Raw genomic sequence first — 24,894 nt, 5'->3', positions numbered from 1 at the left:
TGTCAACCGGTCGCGGTATAAACAGGCTCCAGGCAAAGGCCAAAATCGGCAGTAAATAGCAGGCTTTCAGCAGGGCGATGGCCCGGTTATTTACCGGGCGCCGCTGTTGCGGTGAAAGGGGCTCAGCGGCCCGCTTTCAGCTTCTGGTAGTAGGATTCATAGAGCGCGCTGGTGCTGCCAACGTCATTTTGCCATTCACCGTTTTTCAGCACTGCGTCATCCGGGTACAGGGACTTATCATTGGCGACATCTTTACTGAGCAGTTTGCGGGCGGCCAGGTTCGGTGTCGGGTAACCAATGGTTTCGGCAACTTGTTTGGCCACGTCCGGGCGCAGCAGGAAGTTGATAAGCTTCAGGGCGCCTTCACGGTTTTTGGCATTCGCCGGGATTGCCAGACTGTCCATCCAGAAAATCCCCCCCTCTTTAGGCCAGATTATCTGCATCGGCGTGCCGGCCTGGCGGGCCACAAAGGCGGAGCCGTTCCAGATCATCCCGAGGTTAACTTCCCCTTCCATAAACGGGTTGGCCGGGTTGTCGGAGTTAAACGCGGCGACGTTCGGCATCAGCTTCTGGAGCTCATGATAGGCGGCTTCAATCTCTTTGGGATTGGTGGTATTACCGGAGTAGCCCAGCTTACGCAGCGCAATCTGGAACACTTCCCGGGCGTCATCGGTGAGCAGCACGCTGTTTTTATACTGCGGCTTCCACAGATCCGCCCAGCTGGTAATGGTTTTGGGATCGATGGCGTCCGTATTAACCCCGATGGCGGTCGCCCCCCAGATATACGGGATCGAATAGTCATTATTGGGATCGAAAGGCTTATTCAGCATTTGCGGATCGAGGTTATGGAAATTGCTCAGCTGGCTTTTGTCGATCTTTTGCAGCATCCCTTCTTTGCGCATTTTTGCCACATAGTAGGTGGAGGGGACCACCAGATCGTAGGCGCCTTCTTTATAGGTCTTCAGCTTGGCATACATGGTTTCATTCGACTCGTAGGTCGAATAGATAACTTTAATGCCGGTCTCTTTGGTAAATTGCTCCAGCAGCCCTGGCGGCACGTACTCCGTCCAGTTGTAGAAGTAGAGCGTATTGTTGTCAGCGGCCTGTACGCTATTGATTCCCAGCATCAGTGCACCGGCTGCCAGCAGGTGGCGCGACCATTTTCTCATTTTAACGTCCCCTGAATTTTACTTTTATCACGTAGTATAAGCTGGCTGATAATCACCAGAACCAGCGAGAGTACCAGCAGGATGGTGGCCAGTGAGTTGACCTCTGGCGAAACCCCAACCTTAACCATGGAATAAATTTTGAGCGGCAGGATCTCATAAGCCGGCCCGGTAACAAAGGAAGAAACCACCACATCATCCATTGACAGGGTAAAACTCAATAACCAGCCCGCCGCCACCGCAGGCATTGCCAGCGGCAGCAGAATCTTACGCAGGATAACCACTTCGCTGGCGCCGAGATCTTTGGCGGCTTCCAGCATTCGTACATCGAAGCCTTTCAGGCGCGAATAGACGCTCACCACCACGAAGGGCAGACAAAACGTAATGTGTGAGAACAGCAATGACCAGAACCCCAGAGAGACCCCCAGCAGCATAAACAGCACCAGCAGGGAGATGGCCATCACGATATCCGGGGACATCATCACCACAAACAGCATCCCGCTGACAAAGGGCTTGCCGCGAAAATGGTAGCGGTACAGCGCCACCGCAGTCAGCGAGCCTATCAGCGTGGCAAAGGTTGCCGAGGTGACCGCCATAGTCAGTGAGTGGCGGGCGGCCTGCAACAGGCTGTCGTTATTCATCAGCAGGGTGTACCAGTTGGTGGTAAACCCCTGCCAGTTGATCCCAAAACGCGACTGGTTAAAGGAGTTAACGATCAAAATAATGATCGGGATATATAAAAAGGCGTAAATGGCGGACATAAATCCGCCGCGCAGCAGGCGTCCGATCATTCCAGTTCCACCTTCTTATTCAGTAAACGTGCCGCGCGCCAGTAGACCAGCAGCATCAGGCCCATCACCAGGGTGAGGGTAATGCTGGTGGCGGCGCCGAAAGGCCAGTCGCGAATATTGAGGAACTGGCTCTTAATCACATTGCCCACCATCAGGTTTTTAGCGCCACCCATCAGGTCCGAGATATAAAACAGCCCCATGGCCGGCAGCACCACCAGCAGGCAACCGGCGATGATCCCCGGCATGGTCAGCGGCAGAATAATGCGGGTAAAGGTCTGGAGCTTACCGGCACCGAGATCTTTCGCCGCCTCCAGCAGGGGTTTGTCGAGCTTCTCAATACTGGAGTACAGCGGCATCACCATAAACGGCAGCAGAATGTACACCAGGCCAATGATCACCGCCGAGGGGGTATACATAATGCGGATCGGGGTATCGATAATACCGGTCCACAGCAGGAACTCATTGAGATAGCCCCGGGTGCTGAGGAACAGCTTCAGCCCGTAAATCCGGATCAGTGAGTTGGTCCAGAACGGGACTATCAGCAAAAACAGCAGCAGCGGCCGGATATTATGGGGTAACCGCGCCAGAAACCAGGCAAACGGATAGCCGATAATCAGGCAGGTAAGGGTGGCGATGGCCGCCATATTCAGCGAATGCAGCAGAACGTCCAGATAGAGCGGATCAAACAGACGCGTATAGTTGTCCCAGGTGAAAACCAATTTCACAAAATTGGCATCGTCCCGGGTCAGAAAGCTGGTACCAATTATCAATACGTTCGGTAAAAAGACGAACAGCACCAGCCAGCCGACAATGAGCGCGATAACGCTATTCTGAAATTTACGCGAGGTTTTCATCTGCCAGTACGACCTCCCAGCTTTCAACCCAGCTTACCGCCATCTTCTGATCCAGAGAGTGGTCAAAATCGGGATCGTCCTCGTTAAAGAACTCGCTGACCATCACTATCTTGCCGCTTTCCAGCTCCACGGTGGATTCGAGGGTCATCCCTTTGTAGTTACGCTCCCGCACATAGCCCACCAGCTCTTCCACGTCGTTCTGGTGGTTAACTTCTTCAACCCGCAAATCTTCCGGGCGCAGCAGGACGTGCAGTTTCTGCCCCGGGTACACCGGGAAATTGACGTAAATAAAGCATTCGCGGCCTTCGACATTCGCCCGCACCCGCTGCTCGTCAACCCGCTCAAGGACGACGGCGTCAAAGATATTGATTTCGCCAATAAAACTCGCCACAAACAGGTTTTTAGGCTCTTCATAGATCTCACGAGGGGTACCGTCTTGCTCAATGCGGCCATCGCGCATTACTACAATCCGGTCCGACATGGTCAGGGCCTCTTCTTGATCATGGGTCACAAACACAAAGGTGATCCCCAGTTTGCGCTGCAGGGCTTTTAGTTCGTTCTGCATCTGCTTACGCAGCTTATAATCCAGCGCGGAGAGGGACTCATCGAGTAACAGCAAGCGGGGTTTATTGACCACGGCCCGGGCAATGGCGACACGCTGTTGCTGACCACCCGAAAGCTGATGCGGTTTACGCTGGGCAAAATCATCCAGCTGAACCATTTTCAGCGCGTCCGTTACCCTGTCCTGGATTTCGTGGGCCGGTCTTTTTTGCATCCGCAACCCAAAGGCGACATTGTCAAATACCGTCATATGCGGGAACAGGGCATAGCTCTGGAACACCGTATTCACGTGGCGATTTTCCGCCGGAATATGGGTGATATCCTGATTTTCAAGGTGAATAGTGCCGCCATCGGCATTTTCCAGCCCGGCAAGTAAGCGCAAAACGGTGGTTTTACCGCAGCCGGATGGCCCCAGTAACGTCAGAAATTCACCATGATTAATGGTCAGGGAAAGGTCGGGAATAACGGTTTTGCTGTCAAAGCTTTTACGAATGCTCGCCAGTTCAACTAGCGGAGTGAGCGGACGTGTTGGTCTATTCAATTTTTTACGCTGTCCCATTAATAACGCATCCTGTTATTAGCCGGATGCGGGGTTTGTGGTTAACCACCTTTGGGTTTGACACTCGGTTAAGTAAGGGCTGGCATTCTACGGCAAACCACCTGAATCGCCAATGCTCTGAGGCACTAATCACGAGATTAAATCCCGCCGGCGGTTTGCGACTATAGTCTTTGTTAGCGCAATAAATCCCGGGGGTTGCCGCCAGGTTGCCTGTTGTGCCGCACCGGGTTGCCGGCGCGAACGCGGGTGGGGGTAAAATTGGCTGAAAAAACAGCAACGCATTGTTGGGAGGGCACTATTTTTGACCTTGCCGGGTTAAAAGTGACTTGACGCAATATTTGTCATGACCGGCTTATTGATAATATTGGTTCGTCAGAAGAGGGTGACAAAATGGATAAATTACTTGAGCGTTTTTTACAGTACGTCTCGCTGGACACCCAGTCCAGACCTGGTGTTAAGCAGGTCCCCAGTACGGAGGGGCAGTGGAAGTTACTCAACCTGCTGAAAACCCAGATGGAAGAGATGGGACTCACCCATGTGACCCTCAGCGAACACGGAACGGTAATGGGGACGTTGCCCGCCAATGTGGACGGCAAGGTGCCGGTTATCGGTTTTATTTCTCACGTTGATACGGCACCGGATTTTAGCGGCAAGCACGTACAACCACAGATTGTGGAAAACTACCGCGGCGGCGACATTGCGCTGGGGATTGGCGATGAGGTGCTGTCACCGGTGATGTTCCCGGTCCTGCACCAGTTGCTGGGCCAGACGCTGATCACTACCGACGGTAAAACCCTGCTGGGGGCGGATGATAAGTCCGGCATTGCCGAGATAATGACCGCGCTGGCAACCCTGAAACAGCAGAATATTCCCCACGGGGATATCCGCGTGGCGTTTACCCCGGATGAAGAAGTGGGCAAAGGGGCGAGCTGGTTTGATGTCGAGGCATTCGGGGCAGAATGGGCGTACACCGTGGATGGCGGCGGCGTGGGTGAGCTGGAGTATGAAAACTTCAATGCCGCCTCGGTGACGGTCAAAATTGTGGGTAACAATGTTCACCCGGGGACAGCCAAAGGGGTGATGGTGAATGCGCTCTCTCTGGCGGCGCGTATTCATGCCGAGGTTCCCGCCGACGAATCCCCCGAAAAAACCGATGGTTATCAGGGTTTTTATCATCTGACCGCCATCAAAGGCAGCGTCGACCGGGCGGAGATGCATTACATCATTCGCGACTTCGAGCGGGATGGGTTTGAAACCCGCAAGCGGCGCATGATGGAGATTGCCAAAAAGGTCGGCAAAGGGCTGCACCCGGATTGTTATATTGAGCTGGTGATCGACGACAGTTATTACAATATGCGCGATAAGGTGATGGCCCATCCGCATATTATTGATATTGCGCGCCAGTCAATGCTGGACTGCGGTATTGAGCCGGATATGAAGCCTATCCGCGGCGGTACCGATGGGGCGCAGTTGTCCTTTAAAGGTCTGCCGTGCCCGAATTTGTTTACCGGCGGCTATAACTTCCACGGTAAACATGAGTTTATTACCCTCGAAGGGATGGCGAAGGCGGTACAGGTGATCGTGCGTATTGCCGAACTGACGGCGCAGCGTTGAACGGTCATCGCAACGCCGGAAAAATAAACGGGCCCTGCGGGGCCCGTTGTCGTTGGTCACATTTCCGGGTAAGCGGTTAGCCGGCAAAATACCAGTACCCGCTGTTTACCAGGGCCGCCAGCATGGCGAGGAAACTGGGATCTTCCATAGCATCGCCAAAATCTGCCTCATGGAGGTTGATGTGCTCGGCCAGGGCACTCAGGGCCGGGCGATGGGGGCTGTCGATGCGCTCACCGTTAACGAAAATATCGTTACCGATGCGCAGCACCCGTAATCCACCCAGCCGGATCAGGGTCTCTCCCTGTTTCAGGGCGTCGTAAATCTCATCGGGCTGATAGGGCGGTTCCGGCGGGGAAATATCCAGCTCATGGCGCGACTGGGAGATAAATTCACCAAACCACTGAGTAAACTGCGCCGGCTGGCTGATCAGTTCCAGCATCATGGCGCGGTTCTTTTCCAGCTCGGCGGGCAGAATATCCGCCGGGTGCGTCCGCGCCGGGAGATCGGCATCGCTGTAATACTGGTTCCCCAGCTCATGCTGTAAAACGTAATCCGCAAATCCGCTGATCAGTTCCCGGGTGTTGGGTGCCCGGAAGCCGACCGAATAGTTAAGCGAGTTTTCCAGCGCGTAGCCTTCATGGGGGAAGCCTGGCGGAATATACAAAATATCGCCGGGCTCCATCTCTTCGTCGATGATTGCCTCGAAGGGATCGACTTGCAGCAGATCCGGGTGCGGGCAGTGCTGTTTAAGCGCCAGCTTTTCACCCACCCGCCAGCGACGGCGGCCGGTACCCTGAATGATAAACACATCGTACTGATCCAGGTGCGGCCCTACGCCACCGCCGGGCACCGAGAAGGAGATCATCAGATCATCGGTACGCCAGTCCGGTAAAAAGCGAAAGGCGTGCATCAGACCGGTGGTCGGCTCGTGCCAGTGATTCACCGCCTGTACCAGCAATGACCAGTTGGTTTCCCCCATGTGGTCATAGCTTTCAAAGGGGCCGTGTTTGACCTCCCATTTCCCGTCAAGATGGCTGACCAGTCGGCTGTCCACCTCACTTTCCATGGCCAGCCCCGCCAGCTCATCAGGAGAGATAGGGTCAATAAACTGCTTAAAGCCGCGCTTTAGCACCACTGGCCGTTTTTGCCAGTAACGCTGGATAAAGTCGGCTTGATTGAGATCTACGTGATAATCCATGTTGTCATCCGGCTGAGTACCTGTCCGGGATTATAACGGATCGGTTTTTTTCTGCATGATCGCTGCAGGCTTTTCCGCTAATTATCTTCACCGGGGGCATTCTGGCGGCCAAAAATTATCTCCATTCTGGCCCCGCCGAGGGCGCTGTCACTGGGCAGAATATACCCGTCATACTGTTCGACTATCTCCCGGGCGACGGATAACCCCACCCCTTGCCCCGGGCGCAGGGTATCAGCCCGCTGGCCGCGATCAAATACCAGGCTGCGTTTACCTTCCGGGATCCCCGGGCCATCATCTTCGACAATTAAATGCAGGGTCTCTTCATGCTGGCGGGCGGAAATCTCCACAAATTCAAGGCAATATTTGCAGGCGTTATCCAGCACATTGCCCAGCACTTCCATAAAGTCATTTTGTTCACCCATAAAGGTGATTTCCGGCGAAATATCCAGGGTAATGGACACCCCTTTATTCTGGTACACCTTGTTCAGGGCCGAGGTGAGCTTATCCAGTAACGGGGCCACCGGATGCAGCTCCCGGCTGAGCAGCGCGCTGCCGCTGCGCATACTGGCCCGGTGCAGGTAATAGCCTATCTGCTGAGAGATACGGCTGATCTGCTCCAGCATGGCGGGCTCCGCCTGCTGAACGGTCAGTTTATCGGTGCGCAGCGCACGCAGGGTACTTTGCAGTACCGCCAGCGGGGTTTTCAGGCTGTGGGTGAGATCCGTCAGGGTGGTGCGGTATTTGTCATAACGCTCGCGCTCGCTTTTTAGTAGCCGGTTAAGGTTGCGTACCAGGCTGGTCAGCTCGCGGGTGGTCTGAGGGTTGAGGCTGTCGCGGTTATGTTCTTCCAGCTCTCGTACCTCCCGGGCCAGGGCCTCAATCGGGCGCAGGCTCCACCAGGCGGCCAGCCACAACAGCGGCACCACTAAAAGCAAGTTGGCGAGCAACACATAGATAAACCAGCTCCACACCATGTAAGAGCGTTTGATTTCGATGGGAATTTTATCCACCACCACCAGGATAAGGGCGGGCATCATTTTGGTGGCCGGATAACGGTTTACCGCAATGGAGTGGGTGAGCTCATCGTCGTCGTCATCGTCGCCGTCATCGTCCTGAATATCGCGGAGTTTGCGCTGAAAATCGCTGTTATTGCCGATCAAAATACGCGACGACGCATAGCTGGCTTCCAGCTCATGAAAGCCGTTGGACTTCAGCCATTCCGGTTTGATCTGTTTTTCCAGCCACGGGACCTGGCGCTGTGACCACAGCAGCGTGCCGTGTTCATCATAAATAAAGGTCAGGGTAGGGCTTTGCAGGTCAAGATGTTCGGGAACATCGAGGGTGATTTTGCCATCCTGCCAGCGGGCAAGGGTGTAAAACAGATTGCTCTCGCCGCGCAATAAGCGAAACGTGGTCTTGTCAAAACTGGCGCTGTAGCCCAGCAGCGCCACCACGCCATAGGCCAGCGACAGCACCATAACCACCGCGGCGGTTGCCAGTAAAAAGCGCACCCGCAGCGAGAGAGGGAAAATATGACGGAACAGACGATTCATGGCTGTAAATCGAAACGATATCCCTGGCCGCGTACGGTGGTTATCACATCATTGGGGAATTGAGCCTGAATTTTTTTACGCAGCCGACCCATTAAGACATCAATGGTGTGGCTTTCCCGTAACTCCGCATCGGGATAGAGTTGCAGCATCAGCGAATCTTTGCTGACCACTTTACCGGTGTTACGGATCAGCGTTTCGATGATGGTATATTCAAAGGCGGTCAGTTTGATGGGCACGTCGTTAATTGACAGCTCCCGGCGGGAGAGATCAATCTGGAAAGGCGGCATGGTTATCACCTGAGAGGCCAAGCCACTGCTGCGGCGCAGTAAGGCCTGCATCCGGGCGACCACTTCTTCGAGATGAAACGGTTTTGTCACATAATCATCGGCACCGGAACCCAGCACTTCGACTTTATCCTGCCAGCCTTCCCGGGCGGTAAGCACCAGAATAGGCAGGGTAATACTGTGACTCCGCCAGCGGCGGATCATCGACATCCCGTCTTCATCAGGCAGGCCAAGATCGACAATAGCGACGTCGGGCACATGCTCATTGAGAAAATAATCGGCTTCTTTCGCATCTTCTGCGGCGTCAACCTGATGGCCGAGCTCACGTAGTTGTACCTGCAGGTGATGGCGCAGCAGAGCATTATCTTCTACAACTAATACGCGCATGGTAGATCCTCCTGATTCAATAATTTCCTAAGTTTAACGCGAATTATTGTGGCAGAGGGATAAACAATCGGTAAACGATAAAAAAAGGGCATCCGCGGCTGACCACCAGACGGTGGCCAGCCAGTGGCGGTTATTTCAGCGCATCAACCAGCTGAATAGCACTGCCCAGATAGTTTGCCGGGGTCATGGCTTTGAGACGGGTTTTCTCTGCGTCCGGCAGTTCAAGGCTATCAATGAAGTCTTTCATGCCCTGTGCGTCTACCCGTTTGCCGCGGGTCAGCTCTTTGAGCTTCTCGTAAGGCTTCTCGATACCGTAACGGCGCATCACGGTCTGGATAGGCTCGGCCAGTACTTCCCAGTTATGATCCAGTTCATCCAGCAGATGATCGCGGTTTACCTCCAGTTTGCCGACACCTTTCAGGGTCGACTGGTAGGCGATCAGCGCATAACCAACCCCCACCCCGAGGTTACGCAGTACGGTGGAGTCAGTCAGATCACGCTGCCAGCGGGATACCGGCAGTTTGCTGGCCAGATGTTGCAGTACCGCATTGGACAGCCCGAGGTTGCCTTCGGAGTTTTCGAAGTCAATCGGGTTAACTTTATGGGGCATGGTGGAGGAGCCAATTTCACCGGCCACGGTCTTCTGTTTGAAGTGACCCAGCGCAATATAGCCCCATACGTCACGGTCGAAATCAATCAGGATGGTGTTAAAGCGGGCCACACAGTCAAACAGTTCGGCAATATAGTCGTGGGGCTCGATCTGGGTGGTGTACGGGTTCCAGCTGATCCCCAGAGAGGTCACAAAGGACTCACTGAATGCATGCCAGTCCACTTCCGGGTAGGCGACCATGTGGGCGTTGTAGTTGCCGACCGCACCGTTGATTTTGCCGAGGATCTCGACGTTTTCCAACTGGCGGTACTGGCGCTCCATGCGGTAAGCCACATTGGCCATCTCTTTACCCATGGTGGACGGCGTTGCCGGCTGACCGTGGGTGCGGGAGAGTAACGGAATATCGCGGTACTGGTTGGCCAGATCTTTGATGGCGTCGATAATCGTGCGCCACTGCGGCAGGATAACCTGCTGACGGGCAGTTTGCAGCATCAGGGCATGGGACAGGTTGTTGATGTCCTCTGAGGTGCAGGCGAAGTGAATAAATTCGGACACCGCGTGCAGAGCCGGGATCTGGGCCACTTTTTCTTTCAGGAAATACTCCACGGCTTTCACGTCGTGGTTGGTGGTGCGTTCGATGGTTTTGATCCTGGCGGCATCTTCGACACTGAATTGCGCGACGATTTGATCAAGGAAACCGATTGCGTCCCGATCAAAAGCAGGAACTTCCCTGATCGCTGCGTGCGCGGCCAGTTTTTGCAGCCAGCGTACTTCTACCTGCACGCGAAATTTCAGCAAACCGAACTCGCTGAAAATGTCGCGCAGCGCGCTGACTTTATCGCCGTAGCGTCCATCAATAGGGGAAACGGCGGTCAGTGAGGATAATTCCATAAGTCAAGACTCCTGAGAGGTTAACAGTGTGCAAGAATTTGTTTGGCCTGGGATGTCAGGCGGCCACGGGAAAACATAAGTTGCAGGCGGCCACCGCCTGACTGATGCCACAAGACGGCGGAACGGATCCCGGCGAGCAATGTCGCCCGGACTTTCGCCTGTACCTGTGGGCTTTGCAGGACCGCAGGCGAGCCGGTAACCTGGATGCGCGGCCCGAGCGGGCTTATGACATCAACATAAATACCCGCCATGGCGTTGAGCAGCGTGTCGGACTCCAGATCAAAATGGTCCAGCTGGCGCTGCAGGCCGGCAATACGCTGGCCCAGGGTATCGAGCGCGCCTTTACTGGCGGAGAGCTTACGCTCCAGCACCATCAGGCTTAGGGTATAGCGGGTTAATTCGGCGTTGATCCCCTGGCGCTGGCCGGCGTTCAGTACGCCGAGCAGGGTCTCCAGCCCGGTGCGTAAATGTGCTTCGCGGCCACCATACACCCCGAGGGTCGAGGCTGGGTTTAAATCAATAACGCTGTTCAGCATGGTGTGCAGGGCATCCGTGTCGCAGTGTCCCTGATGCGCCAGCTGCTGAACCAGTCTGGCGGACTGGCAGATACCCGCCAGCGCCAGGGTGATGTCGTAATAATTTTTTGCCACGAAAACTCCTGTTTTGTGTGCGGTGCGTATCAGCAGGGCAGCGGGAGACGCTGCTCGATAATACCTCCCCCGAGGCACACTTCACCGTCATAAAAGACAGCGGACTGGCCGGGTGTCACCGCGGCAACCGGGGAATCAAAACGTACTTCAATACGTTGGTCATCAAGCGGCGTCACGCTACAGGGGATATCTTCCTGGCGGTAACGGGTCTTCACGGTGCAGCGCAGTGGCTGGGTCAGCGGCTCACGGGAAACCCAATGCAGCTGCTGGGCCACCAGGCCCACCGACATCAGGCGCGGATGTTCGTGCCCCTGAGCAACCACCAGGATATTGTTTTCAAGGTCTTTATCGACCACGTACCACGGATCTTCGCTACCGTCTTTGGTGCCGCCGATCCCCAGACCTTTACGCTGGCCGAGGGTGTGGTACATCAACCCCTGGTGCTGGCCGATGTCGTCCCCGTCAACGGTGACGATTTTGCCCGGCTGCGCGGGCAGGTAGCGGCCCAGGAACTCGCGGAATTTACGCTCACCAATAAAGCAGATCCCGGTAGAGTCTTTTTTCTTCGCGGTAGCCAGATCCAGCTGTTCGGCAATGCGGCGCACCTCGGGTTTTTCCAGCTCACCCACCGGGAACAGGCTCTGGGCGACTTGCTCGTGGCTGAGGGTATACAGGAAGTAACTTTGATCTTTATTACTGTCCAGGCCGCGCAGTAAGCGGGTAGTGCCCTCTGTATCCTGGCGGCGCACGTAGTGACCGGTGGCGATATAGTCCGCCCCCAGGTCTTCCGCGGCAAATTCCAGGAAGGCTTTAAATTTTATCTCTTTATTGCACAGAATATCCGGGTTTGGTGTCCGGCCGGCTTTGTATTCTGCCAGGAACAATTCAAACACATTGTCCCAGTATTCTGCGGCAAAGTTGACGGTGTGCAGTTCAATGCCCAGCTTATCGCAAACCGCCTGGGCATCGGCTAAGTCAGCCGCCGCGGTGCAGTATTCCTCGCCATCGTCCTCTTCCCAGTTCTTCATGAACAGGCCCTCGACCTTATAACCCTGTTGTTGCAACAGGTAGGCAGAAACAGAGGAGTCAACACCGCCGGACATTCCGACGATTACTTTTTTTTGGCTGTTATCAGACATGGAGATACTCACGACATTGAACTTCAGGGCGGCATATTCTAGCACGTGACGTCACGTTAGGCACCCTTTGTAAAAGGCCAGTTAAATGCCCCCAGGACTTCCAGCGGGTAACGCGGCGATCCCAGGTAACATTTAATACTTTCAGCCACCAGCGGAGAGCGCAGGTTGTCGGCTTCAAGGGTGGTGCGCGGCGCCAGCCACAGGCAGCGATCAATATCGCTGTCGTGCGGTGTGGTGGGCAGCTGGTGGTCAAGATCAATGGCAAACAGGAAGCGTAAAAAAGGGGTGCTGTCCGGGGCGATCCACTGGTGCATGCGGATAAACTGCTGGGGAACCGCGCGGATCCCGGTTTCCTCCCACAGCTCGCGACTGGCGGCATCAATCAGGGTTTCGTCCGCCTCGAGGTGTCCGGCAGGCTGGTTCCAGGTGGCTTTCCCGTTAACGGTCTCTTCAACCACCAGAAATTTCCCCCCGGCCTGGACTACACAGGCGACGGTGACATGAGGTTTAAACATACGTCCTCCGGGCTATAGCGGCTTGTTAATGTTGTCGTAAATTGCAGTGAGCTGTTGCAGGCGCTGGTCATAACGCTGGTGTAGGCACTGAACATCGCTGCCGCACTGGCGGCGCTGGGCCAGCCACTGTTGCTGCTGATCCTGCATGCTCCCCCTGGCCCCCATGGCGAACAGCCCTTTTAACAGCCGGTAGGTGGTGGCCATTTCGACATCTTTATCGTTGAGGGTGCGATCATGGCAAATGGCCAGCTCGTCGGGCTGCCGGGCCCGGGTGCAGTCAAAGCTGGCGGCCATAACTGGCACGCTGACGGCACACAACAGGGGGGTAATAACGGCCAGTATTTTCATTTTTCAGAGACCTCACGCCATTCGCCGTTGGCCAGACCGGTAAGATCCCAGTCCCCAAGGGCATAGCGGATAAGCCGCAGGGTAGGGAAACCCACGTGGGCTGTCATCCTGCGGACCTGACGATTACGGCCCTCATAGAGGGTAATCTTCAGCCAACTGGTGGGAATTGATTTACGTTCCCGGATCGGGGGGCTGGCGTGGCCATAACCAGGCAGGCTCTGCCACCTGTTCGATACCGGCGGGCAGGGTGGGGCCATCGTTGAGGGTGACGCCGGTGCGCAGTGCGTTCAGCGCCTGCTCATCGGGAACACCTTCAACCTGGACAAAGTAGATTTTGCCGGTGCGCTTACCGGGCTGGGTTAAGCGCGCCTGTAGTTCGCCGTCATTGGTGAGCACCAGTAACCCTTCGCTGTCGCGATCGAGCCGCCCGGCGGCGTAAACATCACTCACCGGGATATAGTCTTTCAGGGTGCTGCGGCCTTGCTCATCAGTGAACTGCGGCAACACATCAAACGGTTTATTAAACAGTACCACCCGGGTGGGGCCAGTAGGGCGGCGCCTGGGCGCGGGCCGGGCAGCGCCACGGGTGGACGCTTTACGTTTCTGGTGTGGCGAATGGGGCTTTTTTATCTGGCTGTGCATAACGGGTTTCTGGTCAACTGTCCTGTAATAAGGGTAACACAACCACCCACTGAAGGGTTATTGCCCGGCGAGGACGCGATCGCAGGAAATGTTAACCGGGGTTGTCGCCAGGTTTTGTGGCGCGCGGGCAAATTTTATGGTTTTCTGTGGGGATATTTACTTGGGTTGTTTGTCCGCAGATCTCTTTTTGTGTTAACGGGTTAGCGCCGGGATAGGGTCGCGACGGCGGGTGGTATCTGTGCGTAGTGCAGGTAAAAGGCTTTGTCCAGCCCATTACGCAAATTGGTGGTAATCGTGTCTGGCGCGGTGGGCAACAATCCGGTAGTATTGACACGCTAATTACAAATCATTAACAAAAAATCAGTAATAAACCAGAAGCGCTCGAAGGAGAGGTGAATGGAAAGCAAAGTAGTTGTTCCGGCGGAAGGTCAGAAAATCACCCTGCAAGACGGCAAGCTGCACGTGCCGCATAACCCCGTAATTCCTTATATCGAGGGTGACGGTATTGGGGTGGATGTTACGCCGCCGATGCTGAAAGTTGTCAATGCCGCCGTTGAGAAAGCCTATAAAGGCGAGCGGAAAATTTCCTGGATGGAAATCTATACCGGTGAAAAATCGACCGAGCTGTACGGCCCGGATGTGTGGCTGCCCCAGGAAACCCTGGATCTGATCCGCGACTATCGCGTGGCTATCAAAGGCCCGCTGACCACCCCGGTCGGCGGCGGTATTCGCTCTCTGAACGTTGCGCTGCGCCAGGAACTGGATCTGTACGTTTGCCTGCGCCCGGTACGTTACTACCAGGGCACGCCAAGCCCGCTGAAACACCCTGAACTGACCGATATGGTTATCTTCCGTGAAAACTCCGAAGATATTTATGCCGGTATTGAATGGAAAGCCGACAGTGCCGACGCGGAAAAAGTGATTAACTTCCTGCGTGAAGAAATGGGCGTGAAGAAAATCCGCTTCCCTGAGCATTGCGGTATCGGTATCAAACCGTGCTCTGAAGAGGGCACCAAACGCCTGGTACGTGCGGCCATTGAATACGCTATCACCAACGATCGCGATTCACTGACCCTGGTACACAAAGGCAACATCATGAAATTCACCGAAGGTGCCTTTAAAGATTGGGGCTATCAGCTGGCGCGTGAAGAGTTCGGCGCAGAGCTGCTGGACGGCGGCCCGTGGATGAAGATCAAGAACCCGAACACCGGCAAAGATATCATCGTTAAAGATGTGATTGCCGATGCGTTCCTGCAGCAGATCCTGCTGCGCCCGGCAGAATATGATGTTATCGCCTGTATGAACCTGAACGGCGACTACATTTCTGACGCCCTGGCAGCCCAGGTGGGCGGTATCGGTATTGCACCGGGTGCTAACATCGGTGACGAATGCGCACTGTTTGAAGCCACCCACGGTACCGCACCGAAATACGCAGGCCAGAACAAAGTGAACCCGGGCTCCATCATCCTGTCCGCTGAGATGATGCTGCGCCATATGCAGTGGTTCGAAGCCGCAGACCTTATCGTTAAAGGCATGGAAGGCGCTATTGCGGCCAAAACCGTGACTTACGATTTCGAACGTCTGATGGAAGGCGCTAAACTGCTGAGTTCCAGCGAGTTTGGCGACGCGATTATCGCGAACATGTAATCAGCCCGGCTGATTTTCATAATACGGGAGCCTTCGGGTTCCCGTTTTTTTCACCGGTAAAATCTCCTCCCCAAAACTATCCCCAAAACCTCACCCCAAAACTGGGTGGACTGCTGGGCCAGTGGCGTAGTGGCTTCTTATCACTTTAATAACAGTACAGCTCTAAATGTTCATCCAGTAAATTAACTATCGATTATATTTCTTTGGGGTTCGTTCTTATAATAATGTTAGTCTACTATTCGGGGTAGATATTTCCGACATATCCACCCTTTTTTTATTTCCTGTGAAATAGGAGTTTTATAAAAATAATGTAACTCGGTGAAATTATTTTAATTCAGTGCATGACTGAGGTTGTATCAATTCTCCTATATTGATAAGCGGAAGGATGGTTTTAATTTCTGGCTTTTAGGTTGGGGTGAAAAATGCCCGGCAGAACCGGGCTAAAGATAGGTGGTAAAGCACATCATAAACAAAAAGACGCGAAGCGTTTATCCTGGCGCTCTCTCCGGGATGGCTGCTGTGAAGGTATTGGTGCCATAATGTTTTTTGATTTTTTATGCTGTTTTCTTTTGGGAGTGTACTGCTCATGAGTATCAATTATCTTAATTGTCATAATAATCCTGGTTAATGCGTGCTGTGTTTTTTTACCTGCTATTGTTATGGACTTTTTCTCTTATCTTTTTTATACAAATGATATGGGCTATAGGATTATTAAGGAGGCTGGCTGTAGTATGATTGTATATTGTCGATTCGAGCGTTTTTTGACATTGACAGCATTAAAATACGATGAAAATATTATTGTAAAACCAGTCGGTATCTTAACTGGTTACAGAGGTTTTCACATCAGCATAAACATGACTGTTGTTAGGTTATGTGTTGGAGTATTTTTTTGATTGTTTTGTGGCCTTATTTTTGAGGTGTGAAACTTATTTTTAGATGAGCCAGGCTGTCGCTGTTTTTCGTCGTGTTCTGAACGCAATATGATGAAAGCAGTAAGGAGGTTACCATGAATAAGAAAAAGGCACCCAGACTTCCAAATGTAGCATTGTGTATCTCTATGGCATTAATGGTGGGGAGCTTATCACTGCCGGTGTGGGCTGATAACGTGCTTTCAGTATCGAATACGTTAAACAATTTCACATCCGATAACCTCAACGGAGATAATCAGGATTACACTAATTACGATGAGGTCCGTGTAACTACTACTGATCCTGGGCGGACTGGTAATCCACTGAGCGGCTTTGGGATTTACCTGGATGGAGGAAATTATAAATTCCATGATTTATTTATATCGACAACAGGTGCTGGTGCTCATGGTATCTTGTCAGGCCTTGTAGGTGGGTCGATAATAATGGATGATTTTACAGTCCATACTGATCAGCCACTCAGTTCAGGTAGTAGTTCTACATTTGCAGATGGTATAAGGTTAAATCCGAGTTCCGGCTCTACAGTTGTGATTAATAATAATGCCAGTATAAATATTGGGAGAGTCGGTAACGGTATCTCTGTATATACGGCAGATAGCACTGGTGCCGTTAATAGTGTTGTTGTCAATGGTAATGCCAATATACAAACAATGTCTCCTGTGACAAGTTCCGGTTATTATGCGGTTTTTGCTGGGAAATATAACTCAGGCAGTCAAGGGCGGGCTATCGTGGAACTAAATGGTAACAGTACTATTCAGTCTTTAGGCTATGGGGTGGTTGCAGATGGGGGCGCTACTATTTCCCTGAATAATGCCACTGTAGAGGTCAGTGGCCCTCTACGGGCATTATATGCCCGGGCGGGAACACTGATTTCGGGTGCCCCCCGCTCTGCGATTATCAATCTCGGGGGCGATATCACGCTGACCGCCAACGGCGCCGCGGCCGCCCTTGCTCATTCTGGTGGGATCATCCGCTCCTGGGATTATGTGAACGATGTCGCTACCTCTGGTGTATATAACATAGAGGGTAACCTGATTGCGTCTGACCACGGTCTGATAGATTTGTCGATGGCGAACGGCAGCCTGTTTACCGGAAGAACCATTTACTCTGACAGCCCTTCTTTCTCTGCCAGCACACTGAACCTGCGTATCGACGGGCCAGACAGTATCTGGACCATGACCGATAATTCATTATTAACCTCACTGACTCTGGATAACCGGAGTACCTTGCGTTATGGCCGGGTGGCAGATATCAGCACGGACGCATTTATCCTCGGCAGTGGAGGTGGGGTGGTTGATACCAATGGCTTTAATAATACCCTGAACAGTATTATTTCCGGTGACGGCGCCTTAAGCAAAACCGGCGCCGGTACCCTCCTGCTCACCGGGGTGAATACCTATACCGGCGGCACCAGCGTGCAGGAAGGGACCCTGCAGCTTGACCCTACATATTCGTGAAAATGAGTGGCTGGTGGTTTAATGTCAGAAGATATTGGCAAGGTTTCAGTGGTTCTGATTATGGCCCTGCGTATGCAGTGAGTGCGTTTTTCCAGCTCACTGAGGAGCAACTCGCTGTCCCATGGTAAAATCCTCTCTATTCCTTTTTTATCCGGCACATAATGCGTCAGGGTGTTATCACTGTTTTCCTGCCGGGATATTATTGCCATCCCGTCGCTATAATACCGGGCTTAACATTTTCATCCTGAACAGGTTTATCTTTACTGGGTGATATATCACCCGCAATAACATTTGTGTTGTTATGGCTATTTCGTCACCAGGCGGTCTGCGGTTGTGATGATAATACCAATCAGAGTAATAACTATTTCCCCGCCCACTCCATGATGACACCCCAACCCTCTTTTGTTAGTTTCTTTGCCAGGCAGAATATTGAATAGGTAAAGCAACGTGGAAATGAAACAGAAGGCGTGTTTAGCAATGTGCTTATTCGCCCTGGCGGGCTGCGCGACAAAAAAAGAGATGGCCCCCATCGGCGGCAGTAAAGCGGATGGAACGGTGCGTATGGGATATACCTTTGGTGCCTTTGAGAAACCGGTGGTCGATTTGAACAATGGCGCAATCCAGGCGGCGGCGAAATGCAAAACCTGGGGCTATACCGGAGCAGAGGCATTTGGCGGCCAGACCCAAACCTGCCAGGAAACCGACACTGCCGGGGGCTGCCAGGTCACCAATGTGACGGTTGAATATCAGTGCACTGGCGGCCCTGCTGCACAGCACTGATCGCGCTGGCACCCCGGCGGCCCTTTTTATATCCGGTAACCCGGTTACCTCACGGCCCCCGGCAAGGGGGCGCGGTATTTCAGCCAAGACGAAACGTTAATTCAACATCCTCAGCAACGGGCACGGATAAATAACCATGCTGCGGATTGCGCACATAGTCCAGATAGTCTGCGGCGTAATCGGCATTATCGGCAACGATCAGCGCCCCGGGGCGTAACCGTGGTTCCAGCAGCGCCAGAATATCGCAATACAGTGACTTAGCGCCATCGAGTAAGACCAGATCAATGGTCTGCGGAAGATTGTCCGCCAGGGTTTGTAAAGCATCCCCTTCACGAATTTCCACCCGGGAACTCAGCCCGGCCGCCTGAATATGTTCACGGGCTTTGGCCACTTTTTGCGGCTCGAATTCACTGGTGATCAATCGGCCGCCGCCATTATCCTGCAACGCCGCCGCAAGGTGCAGCGCAGAAATGCCGAATGAGGTGCCGAATTCAATAATATTCCGGGCGCGCAGGCTGCGGGCCAGCATATAGAGCAGCGTGCCGGTTTCACGGGTGACCGGTAACCAGAGGTTTTTAAGCTGGCCATACAGCGCACGGTATTCCGTTTTGCTGGTCATCATGCGCTCTTGATCGGCACTGGATATCATCACAGTCGTGGTGTTCGCCGCGTGGTTTGCCTGCTGAAAAAGCTTATCTAATAGCGCCGCCAGCGGGGCGGATGTCAGGGTGTTCGACATAGTAAATCCTTCAAAAGTTGAATGGGCGACATGGGATGCCTAAAATGCGACTGATTCGTCACTTTTTTAAAGAATACGGCCAATAAGCGGTATTCACTATTCGCATTCCGGCCAGCAAAGGGCGCCCTATGTCATCAAAAATTAACCCACTGATTTCATCCAGAAAACAGCCGAAACAGGCGCGATCAGCCGTGCTGGTGGCGGCCATTCTCCAGGCGGCTGTTCAGGTTCTGGAAAAAGAGGGCGTGGCGCGTTTCACTACCGCGCGGGTGGCAGAAAAGGCGGGGGTGAGCATAGGGTCGGTGTATCAGTATTTCCCCAATAAAGCCGCGATTCTGTTTCGCTTGCAGCACGATGAATGGCAGCAGACCTTAACCCTATTGACGGGTATCCTGGGGAATAACACGGTCCCGCCACTGGCGCGGCTGCGCACGCTGGTGCAGGTATTTATCCGCTCTGAATGTGAGGAAGCAAAACTACGCCAGGCCCTCCATGATGCCGCGCCGCTCTACCGTGACGCGCCGGAGGCGCAGGCGATCGGGGCCCAAGGGGATATGATTTATGCGCGCTTTATTGCAGAGGTGTTACCCCAGGCGGGGCCGGCGCGCCGCCGCGTCGCCAGTGAATTACTCACCACTACATTAAGCGCCGTTGGTACCCGCTATTCGACCCAGCCGCACAGTGACGCTGAGGTGCGTATTTTTTCTGATTCGATAGCCGATATGCTGATCGCCTGGCTAAAGGAGGCCCAGGCGAACGATGGCCAGCCGCCGCGCCAGTGCGGGGGCTAAGACGGGGATTGTGTTTCTGCCAGATAGTGCTGGATCGCCAGTTGGCTTTCCGGTGTTGCCGGGTTGAATATCAGCAGTTGCAGATCGGGGCGGCCATCCAGCGAAAAGGTGGAGAACGCCAGCTCGATAAGCCCCAGCGCCGGGTGGCGCAGCCGTTTAACCCCTTCACTGTGGTGGGTAACATCATTGTTTTGCCAGAAAGCGGCAAACTCCTCGCTTGCCAGGGATAACTCATCGACCAGCGCCATGGCGTCACTGGACCCGCCCATCCGGGCAACATCGGCCCGAAAGGCATTGACCACAAATTGCGCGATGCGCTGCCAGTCTTCCTGAACCGTCCTGGCCTGAGGATCGGTGAACAGCAGGCGTAACACATTACGCTGGCGGGGGGCAAGTTGCTCGTAGTCTGCCAGTATTACGGTGGCGGCACGGTTCCAGGCTATCACGTCCCACAGGGCGGTTTTTATAATCGCCGGGCTATAGGGCAGCGCATCCAGCACGCCCTGTAAACGCGGCGTGATAGTGCCGGTACCCCGGTAGTGCCGTTCCGGTGGGTGGCCGAAGGCCAGCAGAAACAGGTGCTCCCGCTCTGGTTCGGTCAGCATCAGGCCGCTGGCTATTCGGCTTAATACCTCCCGGGAGGGGGCACCACCCCGTCCTTGCTCCAGCCATGTATACCAGGTTGGGCTTATATTGGCGAGCTGGGCCACCTCTTCCCGGCGCAGCCCCGGCGTGCGCCGCCTGCCGGTGGTAAAACCGAACGAGACGGGATCTAATTTCATTCGGCGGTGACGTAAAAAATCCCCAAGGGGGTTGCCAGTGGTCATCATTTTCCTGTTAAGTTTTATACCATGATAAATTCACTACTTTTATAGTATACACCCCGGATTACACTCATCTGAACGAGAGCGCCAACCAGATGAGAGGTCATTATGCGTGTGTTTTTAACCGGAGCAACGGGGTTTATTGGTTCCCGTATCGTCCCTGAATTAATTGCTGCGGGCCACCAGGTGCTCGGGCTTGCCCGTTCCGATACCAGTGCCCGGGCACTCCAGGCCATGGGGGCCGGGGTTTACCGCGGGACCCTTGATCAACCTGAAACATTGCGTGATGGTGCCGCCCAGTCTGATGCGGTGATCCATACCGCGTTTGACCATGATTTCAGCCATTTTGCCGCCAACTGTGAGAAAGACCGCCAGGTGATCCGCGTACTCGGTGATGCCCTGAAGGGGAGCCACCGCCCCTTGCTTATTACGTCCGGTACCGCCATGGGGGAGAGAGGAAACGGCCAGCCAGCCACAGAAGACGGTTTTAGTGCCGATCTCACTAACCCGCGGGTTCTCTCTGAGCTGGAAGGCGATAAATGGCTTGATGAAGGTGTCGACGTGCGGTTCGTGCGTTTGCCGCAAGTTCACGATACGGTACGTCAGGGGCTGATTACCCCCTATATCGAGATAGCTCGCCAGAAAGGCATAGTGGCGTATATTGGCGCCGGGAATAACCGCTGGCCTGCGGCCCACGTGACGGATGTGGCGACGCTCTATGTTCTGGCGCTTACCCGGGGGGAAAAGGGCAAACGCTACCATGCCGTGGCGCAAGAGGGGATTGCGATGCGTGAGATAGCCCAAATAGTGAGTGAGAGGCTCGGGCTACCACAGGTATCGCTCACCGCCAGTCAGTCCCCGGCACACTTTGGCTGGTTCGCATTCTTCGCGGATAAAGACCTCACCGCATCAGGCGCCTGGACGCGTTTGCAGCTTGGCTGGACCCCAACGGGCCCCGGGTTACTTGAGGATTTGGGTAAGATAAATATCGAATAATCCGCCGGTTAGCGGGACCGGGTTATATTGCTGTCATCTACATGTGTGATGGATATATTGCTTTACACCACCGGTTACCGGTCCCGGGCTAATTATCGCGGCAGCTTTCAGTGTTGCTGACAATAATGCGCCACTGAATGACCTATTTTTCAGGGTAGTGGGTCGGCGCATGATAGCGGCTAACATAGTTATCCAGTTCCGGGGGATAGCTTACAGATGCACTGTCCCGCGCAACCGTAAAGGTATTTGCCCCCCACAATATTGCTTCCCGCAAAAAATCCTCCACGCCAGCGGATATTTCAATAGCATCATCAGGATGTAATTGATCCGGTGGATAAAACCTGGCCGTAACGCTACTAAAAAGATTTTTCGTTGTCATATCATTAGTCACGCATGTCAATTATTTATTGGCACACCGGCCATACCCTGTGGTTTTTGGTGTCAGCCCTCTGTTTCCTGCCGGGGGTGAGCGCCTTATCGCGCCGGAAGAAAGTTGCGCGTTGCACTCGCGATGATATTTAAATTGATATGGTAACTCAACGTTACGGTTTTCCGGCAATAGTCCTGGGGCAGGCGGGGGTTAAAAAAACCGGGAGGTGGGGCCTCCCGGCAAAAAGGGGTTGAGAAGTAACCATAAGTGTTACCGATGAAGAGTGTACGGGATAATGAATTAATCTGATGGACATTTTGAGCGGTGTATTTTGGTAATTATCTCAGACATAAAGGGATTAACCTGAAAAAAGCCGGGCAGTACGGTGTTAAATAGTGTGATTTACCTCACCACCGATCCACATTCGAGCGGTCATGGTGCTGGCACTTCATTCCGGCGTATGCCCGTCGCGGTGATGGTTGCCAGAGAATACCGTGCCTGATACGCCATTGATTCGATAAAAAATGATAATTTAGTGAAATGGTAAGGAAACGACGATTTATTTATCGGTGTGATTATTATCAGTAATAGGTAACATGCCGCAAGAGTCAGGATAACGCGATAATCTTGTTAAAATTTTTTATATGACATCATCAAAATTTAATAAAGCGCCAGTGATTCCGGTGTGTTGATTATTTAATTAATCCGCAAACTATAGAGGGGTAACTCACTGCGGATGATATTTTTTGTTACCGACTCGTTTAATAAAATTGCTTGACATTTAATCATTGGTCGATCATATTCACGACAGTAGCCCGCTTTTTATCATAACTATTCTAAATAGGATCGTGTAAGCCAAATAGCCAACAACTGCGCAAAACAACAACGCAAATAGACACTGTCATCAATAACAGTGCGCGCGCATACATCATGTGTAATAGCATAAGTGAGTGATCGATTACGTCATTATATATGTGCATTTGCACAACGCCGTTCGTCGCTGTATCTGTTTTTATCGTATTACCCCGTCAACCGTATTTTTAGCGGCTGATGATAGGGTGTGCCGGATAGGTGACTTTATTATTATTTTTTATATTTCAAGTGCGGTGACGCTACGCCGTAGCTCATTATTTTTAGCATCAAGGGTATGTGCTGAATAGGGAGGTAGCAGCTGGATTTGCTTTTAGCCTGATAACCAATCACGTGGGCATCCATTTTCTATCAGAGGAGTAGATGAGTATTCTTTGGCATAGCTTTCGATGTTGCAATGGAACTTAATGGAGTGAAAGGCGTCGCGCGGTTGACTCAACGCTATATGCCGCCTGAAATGGAAGATGATAAAAATGAAAAGTAATACAGAAATCAAAAAAAGAAATTTTCTGACTCAAAACGAAATAGAGTTACTCCTCGGTGCCGCCAACAGCGGCCCCTATGCTGCCAGAAATTATTGTCTGACACTGCTGTGTTTTATTCATGGATTTCGGGCCAGCGAGATATGTCGGTTACGTATTTCCGACATTGATTTACGGGCAAAATGCATTTACATCCATCGCCTCAAGAAAGGCTTTTCAACCACTCACCCACTGTTGCCGAAGGAGGTGCGGGCGCTAAATGCCCGGTTAAGCGAACGGGCGGCCTACCCGGATGCTGACAGTGAGTGGATATTTTTGTCCCGTAAAGGCAATCCGCTATCGCGCCAACAGTTCTACCAGATAATTTCCAGTTGCGGAGACAGCGCCGGGTTACCGCTGGAAATCCATCCGCATATGCTGCGCCATTCTTGTGGCTTCGCCCTGGCAAATATGGGCATTGATACACGGCTGATCCAGGATTACCTTGGCCACCGTAATATCCGCCATACTGTATGGTATACCGCCAGTAATGCCGGGCGGTTTTACGGTATATGGGATAGCCCCCGCCCCGGGCTGTGATGCGCCGCCGGGCCGCTGCCTGAGTAATAATGCCGGACAGTATTATCATAGGGCACCCTATTCCGGGCGCGCAGGGGAGGGTAAATACCGACACCAGGGACGGTGTTGGCAGCACGCGATATGCCCCATGACGGCATAATATATTGGCTAACCGTATCAATATCTTGTCAGTATTTATTTCCCCGCACAGTATGATAAATACACCCAGTGTTATTGTTGTTATTGGTTGTTTTATAATAATGGGTTATTTATTTTTTGATTGATTACCAGGCAATAAATAATTATTTACTCTGATGTATTATGCACCTGGCGCAATGTCGGGTGTGACCGCGCTTGTGGTTATGGGCAAAATCAATGAGAATAAGAATTGTCGCGTAGTACAATCCCTCCAGTGTGTAAAAGTCATATGTCCGTCAATTTACTATTAATTACCTTCATATAATACACCTTTAACATTGCGGGTTAATTTATTAATTCCCTTTTAACTGTAAGGGTAATTACCTGTATCCCTCAACTAATTGGAGTCATCGTTGTGAATAAACGTCGTTTTCTTACTGCTAAAGAAGTGCTGGCCGGCTTTGTTGAATAAATCAGATTTCGGGTAAGTCTCCCCCGTAGCGGGTTGTGTTTTCAGGCAATACGCACACTTTCAGGCATACCTGCTTTCGTCA

General features: G+C 52.9%; 22 protein-coding genes and 1 pseudogene. 7 read left to right on the top strand and 16 right to left on the bottom strand.

Translation table 11 applies throughout. The annotated features are described in order from the left end of the window. Positions 1-122: 122 nt before the first annotated feature. The 4 genes from potD to potA are packed head-to-tail and all read right to left on the bottom strand — an operon-like array spanning position 123 to position 3,931. Entirely contained in the window at positions 123-1,169 is a 1,047-nt protein-coding gene (potD, locus tag F9C28_RS11050) for a spermidine/putrescine ABC transporter substrate-binding protein PotD (RefSeq protein ID WP_199015369.1), read from the bottom strand. Further along, positions 1,166-1,957, bottom strand: coding sequence for a spermidine/putrescine ABC transporter permease PotC (gene potC / locus F9C28_RS11045; RefSeq protein WP_199015368.1), 792 nt, complete (start codon positions 1,955-1,957; stop codon positions 1,166-1,168). Before potC ends, potD begins: the two co-directional genes overlap by 4 nt. Then, positions 1,954-2,811, bottom strand: coding sequence for a spermidine/putrescine ABC transporter permease PotB (gene potB / locus F9C28_RS11040; RefSeq protein WP_199015367.1), 858 nt, complete (start codon positions 2,809-2,811; stop codon positions 1,954-1,956). The genes potC and potB overlap by 4 nt, the downstream gene beginning before the upstream one ends. Then, entirely contained in the window at positions 2,795-3,931 is a 1,137-nt protein-coding gene (gene potA, locus F9C28_RS11035) for a spermidine/putrescine ABC transporter ATP-binding protein PotA (protein WP_199015366.1), read from the bottom strand. The genes potB and potA overlap by 17 nt, the downstream gene beginning before the upstream one ends. Before the next feature lie 390 nt (positions 3,932-4,321). Here potA and pepT point away from each other — a divergent pair, with 390 nt between their 5' ends. Beyond that, positions 4,322-5,545 (top strand): peptidase T, encoded by a 1,224-nt coding sequence (gene pepT / locus F9C28_RS11030; protein WP_199015365.1) that lies wholly within the window; start codon positions 4,322-4,324, stop codon positions 5,543-5,545. A gap of 76 nt (positions 5,546-5,621) precedes the next feature. Here pepT and F9C28_RS11025 read toward each other — a convergent pair whose 3' ends face one another. The 9 genes and pseudogenes from F9C28_RS11025 to rluE form a co-directional block, all read right to left on the bottom strand. Beyond that, positions 5,622-6,743 (bottom strand): ribosomal protein uL16 3-hydroxylase, encoded by a 1,122-nt coding sequence (locus tag F9C28_RS11025; protein WP_199015364.1) that lies wholly within the window; start codon positions 6,741-6,743, stop codon positions 5,622-5,624. Positions 6,744-6,820: 77 nt separating this feature from the next. Next, positions 6,821-8,296 (bottom strand): two-component system sensor histidine kinase PhoQ, encoded by a 1,476-nt coding sequence (phoQ, locus tag F9C28_RS11020; RefSeq protein ID WP_199015363.1) that lies wholly within the window; start codon positions 8,294-8,296, stop codon positions 6,821-6,823. Further along, positions 8,293-8,967, bottom strand: coding sequence for a two-component system response regulator PhoP (gene phoP, locus F9C28_RS11015; RefSeq protein ID WP_199015362.1), 675 nt, complete (start codon positions 8,965-8,967; stop codon positions 8,293-8,295). Before phoP ends, phoQ begins: the two co-directional genes overlap by 4 nt. Positions 8,968-9,097: 130 nt before the next feature. Continuing rightward, positions 9,098-10,468 (bottom strand): adenylosuccinate lyase, encoded by a 1,371-nt coding sequence (gene purB / locus F9C28_RS11010; RefSeq protein ID WP_199015361.1) that lies wholly within the window; start codon positions 10,466-10,468, stop codon positions 9,098-9,100. A 20-nt stretch (positions 10,469-10,488) separates the two neighbouring features. Continuing rightward, positions 10,489-11,118, bottom strand: coding sequence for a high frequency lysogenization protein HflD (gene hflD, locus F9C28_RS11005; protein ID WP_199015360.1), 630 nt, complete (start codon positions 11,116-11,118; stop codon positions 10,489-10,491). A 29-nt stretch (positions 11,119-11,147) separates the two neighbouring features. Then, positions 11,148-12,257 (bottom strand): tRNA 2-thiouridine(34) synthase MnmA, encoded by a 1,110-nt coding sequence (mnmA, locus tag F9C28_RS11000; protein ID WP_199015359.1) that lies wholly within the window; start codon positions 12,255-12,257, stop codon positions 11,148-11,150. 56 nt (positions 12,258-12,313) lie between these two features. Continuing rightward, a complete protein-coding gene (locus F9C28_RS10995; RefSeq protein ID WP_199015358.1) occupies positions 12,314-12,772 on the bottom strand; it encodes an NUDIX domain-containing protein in 459 nt (152 codons plus the stop codon). A 12-nt stretch (positions 12,773-12,784) separates the two neighbouring features. After that, positions 12,785-13,120, bottom strand: coding sequence for a lysozyme inhibitor LprI family protein (locus F9C28_RS10990; protein WP_199015357.1), 336 nt, complete (start codon positions 13,118-13,120; stop codon positions 12,785-12,787). Further along, positions 13,117-13,762 (bottom strand): annotated as a pseudogene (gene rluE, locus F9C28_RS10985) (23S rRNA pseudouridine(2457) synthase RluE). Before rluE ends, F9C28_RS10990 begins: the two are co-directional and overlap by 4 nt. Before the next feature lie 396 nt (positions 13,763-14,158). Here rluE and icd point away from each other — a divergent pair. From icd to yecR, 3 genes are all read left to right on the top strand, one after another. Further along, entirely contained in the window at positions 14,159-15,409 is a 1,251-nt protein-coding gene (gene icd / locus F9C28_RS10980; protein ID WP_199015356.1) for an NADP-dependent isocitrate dehydrogenase, read from the top strand. Between the two features lie 1,006 nt (positions 15,410-16,415). Continuing rightward, positions 16,416-17,792, top strand: coding sequence for an autotransporter-associated beta strand repeat-containing protein (locus F9C28_RS10975; protein ID WP_199015355.1), 1,377 nt, complete (start codon positions 16,416-16,418; stop codon positions 17,790-17,792). Positions 17,793-18,269: 477 nt separating this feature from the next. Further along, entirely contained in the window at positions 18,270-18,572 is a 303-nt protein-coding gene (yecR, locus tag F9C28_RS10970; RefSeq protein ID WP_233149030.1) for a YecR family lipoprotein, read from the top strand. Positions 18,573-18,651: 79 nt separating this feature from the next. Here yecR and F9C28_RS10965 read toward each other — a convergent pair whose 3' ends face one another. Continuing rightward, on the bottom strand, positions 18,652-19,311 hold the full coding sequence (locus F9C28_RS10965; protein ID WP_199015353.1) for an O-methyltransferase: 660 nt from the start codon (positions 19,309-19,311) through the stop codon (positions 18,652-18,654). A gap of 128 nt (positions 19,312-19,439) precedes the next feature. Between F9C28_RS10965 and F9C28_RS10960 the strand changes: the two genes are divergently transcribed. Then, positions 19,440-20,102 carry a TetR family transcriptional regulator gene (locus tag F9C28_RS10960; RefSeq protein WP_199015352.1) on the top strand — a complete coding sequence of 221 codons (663 nt, stop codon included), beginning with the start codon at positions 19,440-19,442 and terminating at the stop codon, positions 20,100-20,102. Here F9C28_RS10960 and F9C28_RS10955 read toward each other — a convergent pair. After that, complete coding sequence (locus F9C28_RS10955; RefSeq protein ID WP_199015351.1) at positions 20,099-20,932, bottom strand: helix-turn-helix transcriptional regulator; 834 nt, start codon at positions 20,930-20,932, stop codon at positions 20,099-20,101. The genes F9C28_RS10960 and F9C28_RS10955 overlap by 4 nt on opposite strands. Before the next feature lie 102 nt (positions 20,933-21,034). Between F9C28_RS10955 and F9C28_RS10950 the strand changes: the two genes are divergently transcribed. Beyond that, entirely contained in the window at positions 21,035-21,922 is an 888-nt protein-coding gene (locus F9C28_RS10950) for an SDR family oxidoreductase (protein ID WP_199015350.1), read from the top strand. Positions 21,923-22,064: 142 nt separating this feature from the next. On the opposite strand, the gene F9C28_RS10945 is transcribed toward F9C28_RS10950, so the two are convergent. Beyond that, positions 22,065-22,301, bottom strand: a complete 237-nt coding sequence (locus F9C28_RS10945) for a hypothetical protein (RefSeq protein WP_199015349.1) — start codon at positions 22,299-22,301, stop codon at positions 22,065-22,067. Between the two features lie 1,334 nt (positions 22,302-23,635). Between F9C28_RS10945 and F9C28_RS10940 the strand changes: the two genes are divergently transcribed. Next, positions 23,636-24,223 (top strand): tyrosine-type DNA invertase, encoded by a 588-nt coding sequence (locus F9C28_RS10940; protein WP_199015348.1) that lies wholly within the window; start codon positions 23,636-23,638, stop codon positions 24,221-24,223. The last annotated feature ends 671 nt before the right edge of the window (positions 24,224-24,894 follow it).

This window comes from Shimwellia pseudoproteus (assembly GCF_016415625.1).
Classification (GTDB): domain Bacteria; phylum Pseudomonadota; class Gammaproteobacteria; order Enterobacterales; family Enterobacteriaceae; genus Shimwellia; species Shimwellia pseudoproteus.
The sequence above is the reverse complement of the archived record's forward strand: the minus strand, read 5'-3'. Positions and strand labels throughout refer to the sequence as shown.

Coding starts and splice junctions, on each gene's coding strand:
- potD (WP_199015369.1), bottom strand. CDS start 1,169: ATGAGAAAATGGTCGCGCCACCTGCTGGCAGCCGGTGCACTGATGCTG.
- potC (WP_199015368.1), bottom strand. CDS start 1,957: ATGATCGGACGCCTGCTGCGCGGCGGATTTATGTCCGCCATTTACGCC.
- potB (WP_199015367.1), bottom strand. CDS start 2,811: ATGAAAACCTCGCGTAAATTTCAGAATAGCGTTATCGCGCTCATTGTC.
- potA (WP_199015366.1), bottom strand. CDS start 3,931: ATGGGACAGCGTAAAAAATTGAATAGACCAACACGTCCGCTCACTCCG.
- pepT (WP_199015365.1), top strand. CDS start 4,322: ATGGATAAATTACTTGAGCGTTTTTTACAGTACGTCTCGCTGGACACC.
- F9C28_RS11025 (WP_199015364.1), bottom strand. CDS start 6,743: ATGGATTATCACGTAGATCTCAATCAAGCCGACTTTATCCAGCGTTAC.
- phoQ (WP_199015363.1), bottom strand. CDS start 8,296: ATGAATCGTCTGTTCCGTCATATTTTCCCTCTCTCGCTGCGGGTGCGC.
- phoP (WP_199015362.1), bottom strand. CDS start 8,967: ATGCGCGTATTAGTTGTAGAAGATAATGCTCTGCTGCGCCATCACCTG.
- purB (WP_199015361.1), bottom strand. CDS start 10,468: ATGGAATTATCCTCACTGACCGCCGTTTCCCCTATTGATGGACGCTAC.
- mnmA (WP_199015359.1), bottom strand. CDS start 12,257: ATGTCTGATAACAGCCAAAAAAAAGTAATCGTCGGAATGTCCGGCGGT.
- F9C28_RS10995 (WP_199015358.1), bottom strand. CDS start 12,772: ATGTTTAAACCTCATGTCACCGTCGCCTGTGTAGTCCAGGCCGGGGGG.
- F9C28_RS10990 (WP_199015357.1), bottom strand. CDS start 13,120: ATGAAAATACTGGCCGTTATTACCCCCCTGTTGTGTGCCGTCAGCGTG.
- icd (WP_199015356.1), top strand. CDS start 14,159: ATGGAAAGCAAAGTAGTTGTTCCGGCGGAAGGTCAGAAAATCACCCTG.
- F9C28_RS10975 (WP_199015355.1), top strand. CDS start 16,416: ATGAATAAGAAAAAGGCACCCAGACTTCCAAATGTAGCATTGTGTATC.
- yecR (WP_233149030.1), top strand. CDS start 18,270: ATGTGCTTATTCGCCCTGGCGGGCTGCGCGACAAAAAAAGAGATGGCC.
- F9C28_RS10965 (WP_199015353.1), bottom strand. CDS start 19,311: ATGTCGAACACCCTGACATCCGCCCCGCTGGCGGCGCTATTAGATAAG.
- F9C28_RS10960 (WP_199015352.1), top strand. CDS start 19,440: ATGTCATCAAAAATTAACCCACTGATTTCATCCAGAAAACAGCCGAAA.
- F9C28_RS10955 (WP_199015351.1), bottom strand. CDS start 20,932: ATGATGACCACTGGCAACCCCCTTGGGGATTTTTTACGTCACCGCCGA.
- F9C28_RS10950 (WP_199015350.1), top strand. CDS start 21,035: ATGCGTGTGTTTTTAACCGGAGCAACGGGGTTTATTGGTTCCCGTATC.
- F9C28_RS10945 (WP_199015349.1), bottom strand. CDS start 22,301: ATGACAACGAAAAATCTTTTTAGTAGCGTTACGGCCAGGTTTTATCCA.
- F9C28_RS10940 (WP_199015348.1), top strand. CDS start 23,636: ATGAAAAGTAATACAGAAATCAAAAAAAGAAATTTTCTGACTCAAAAC.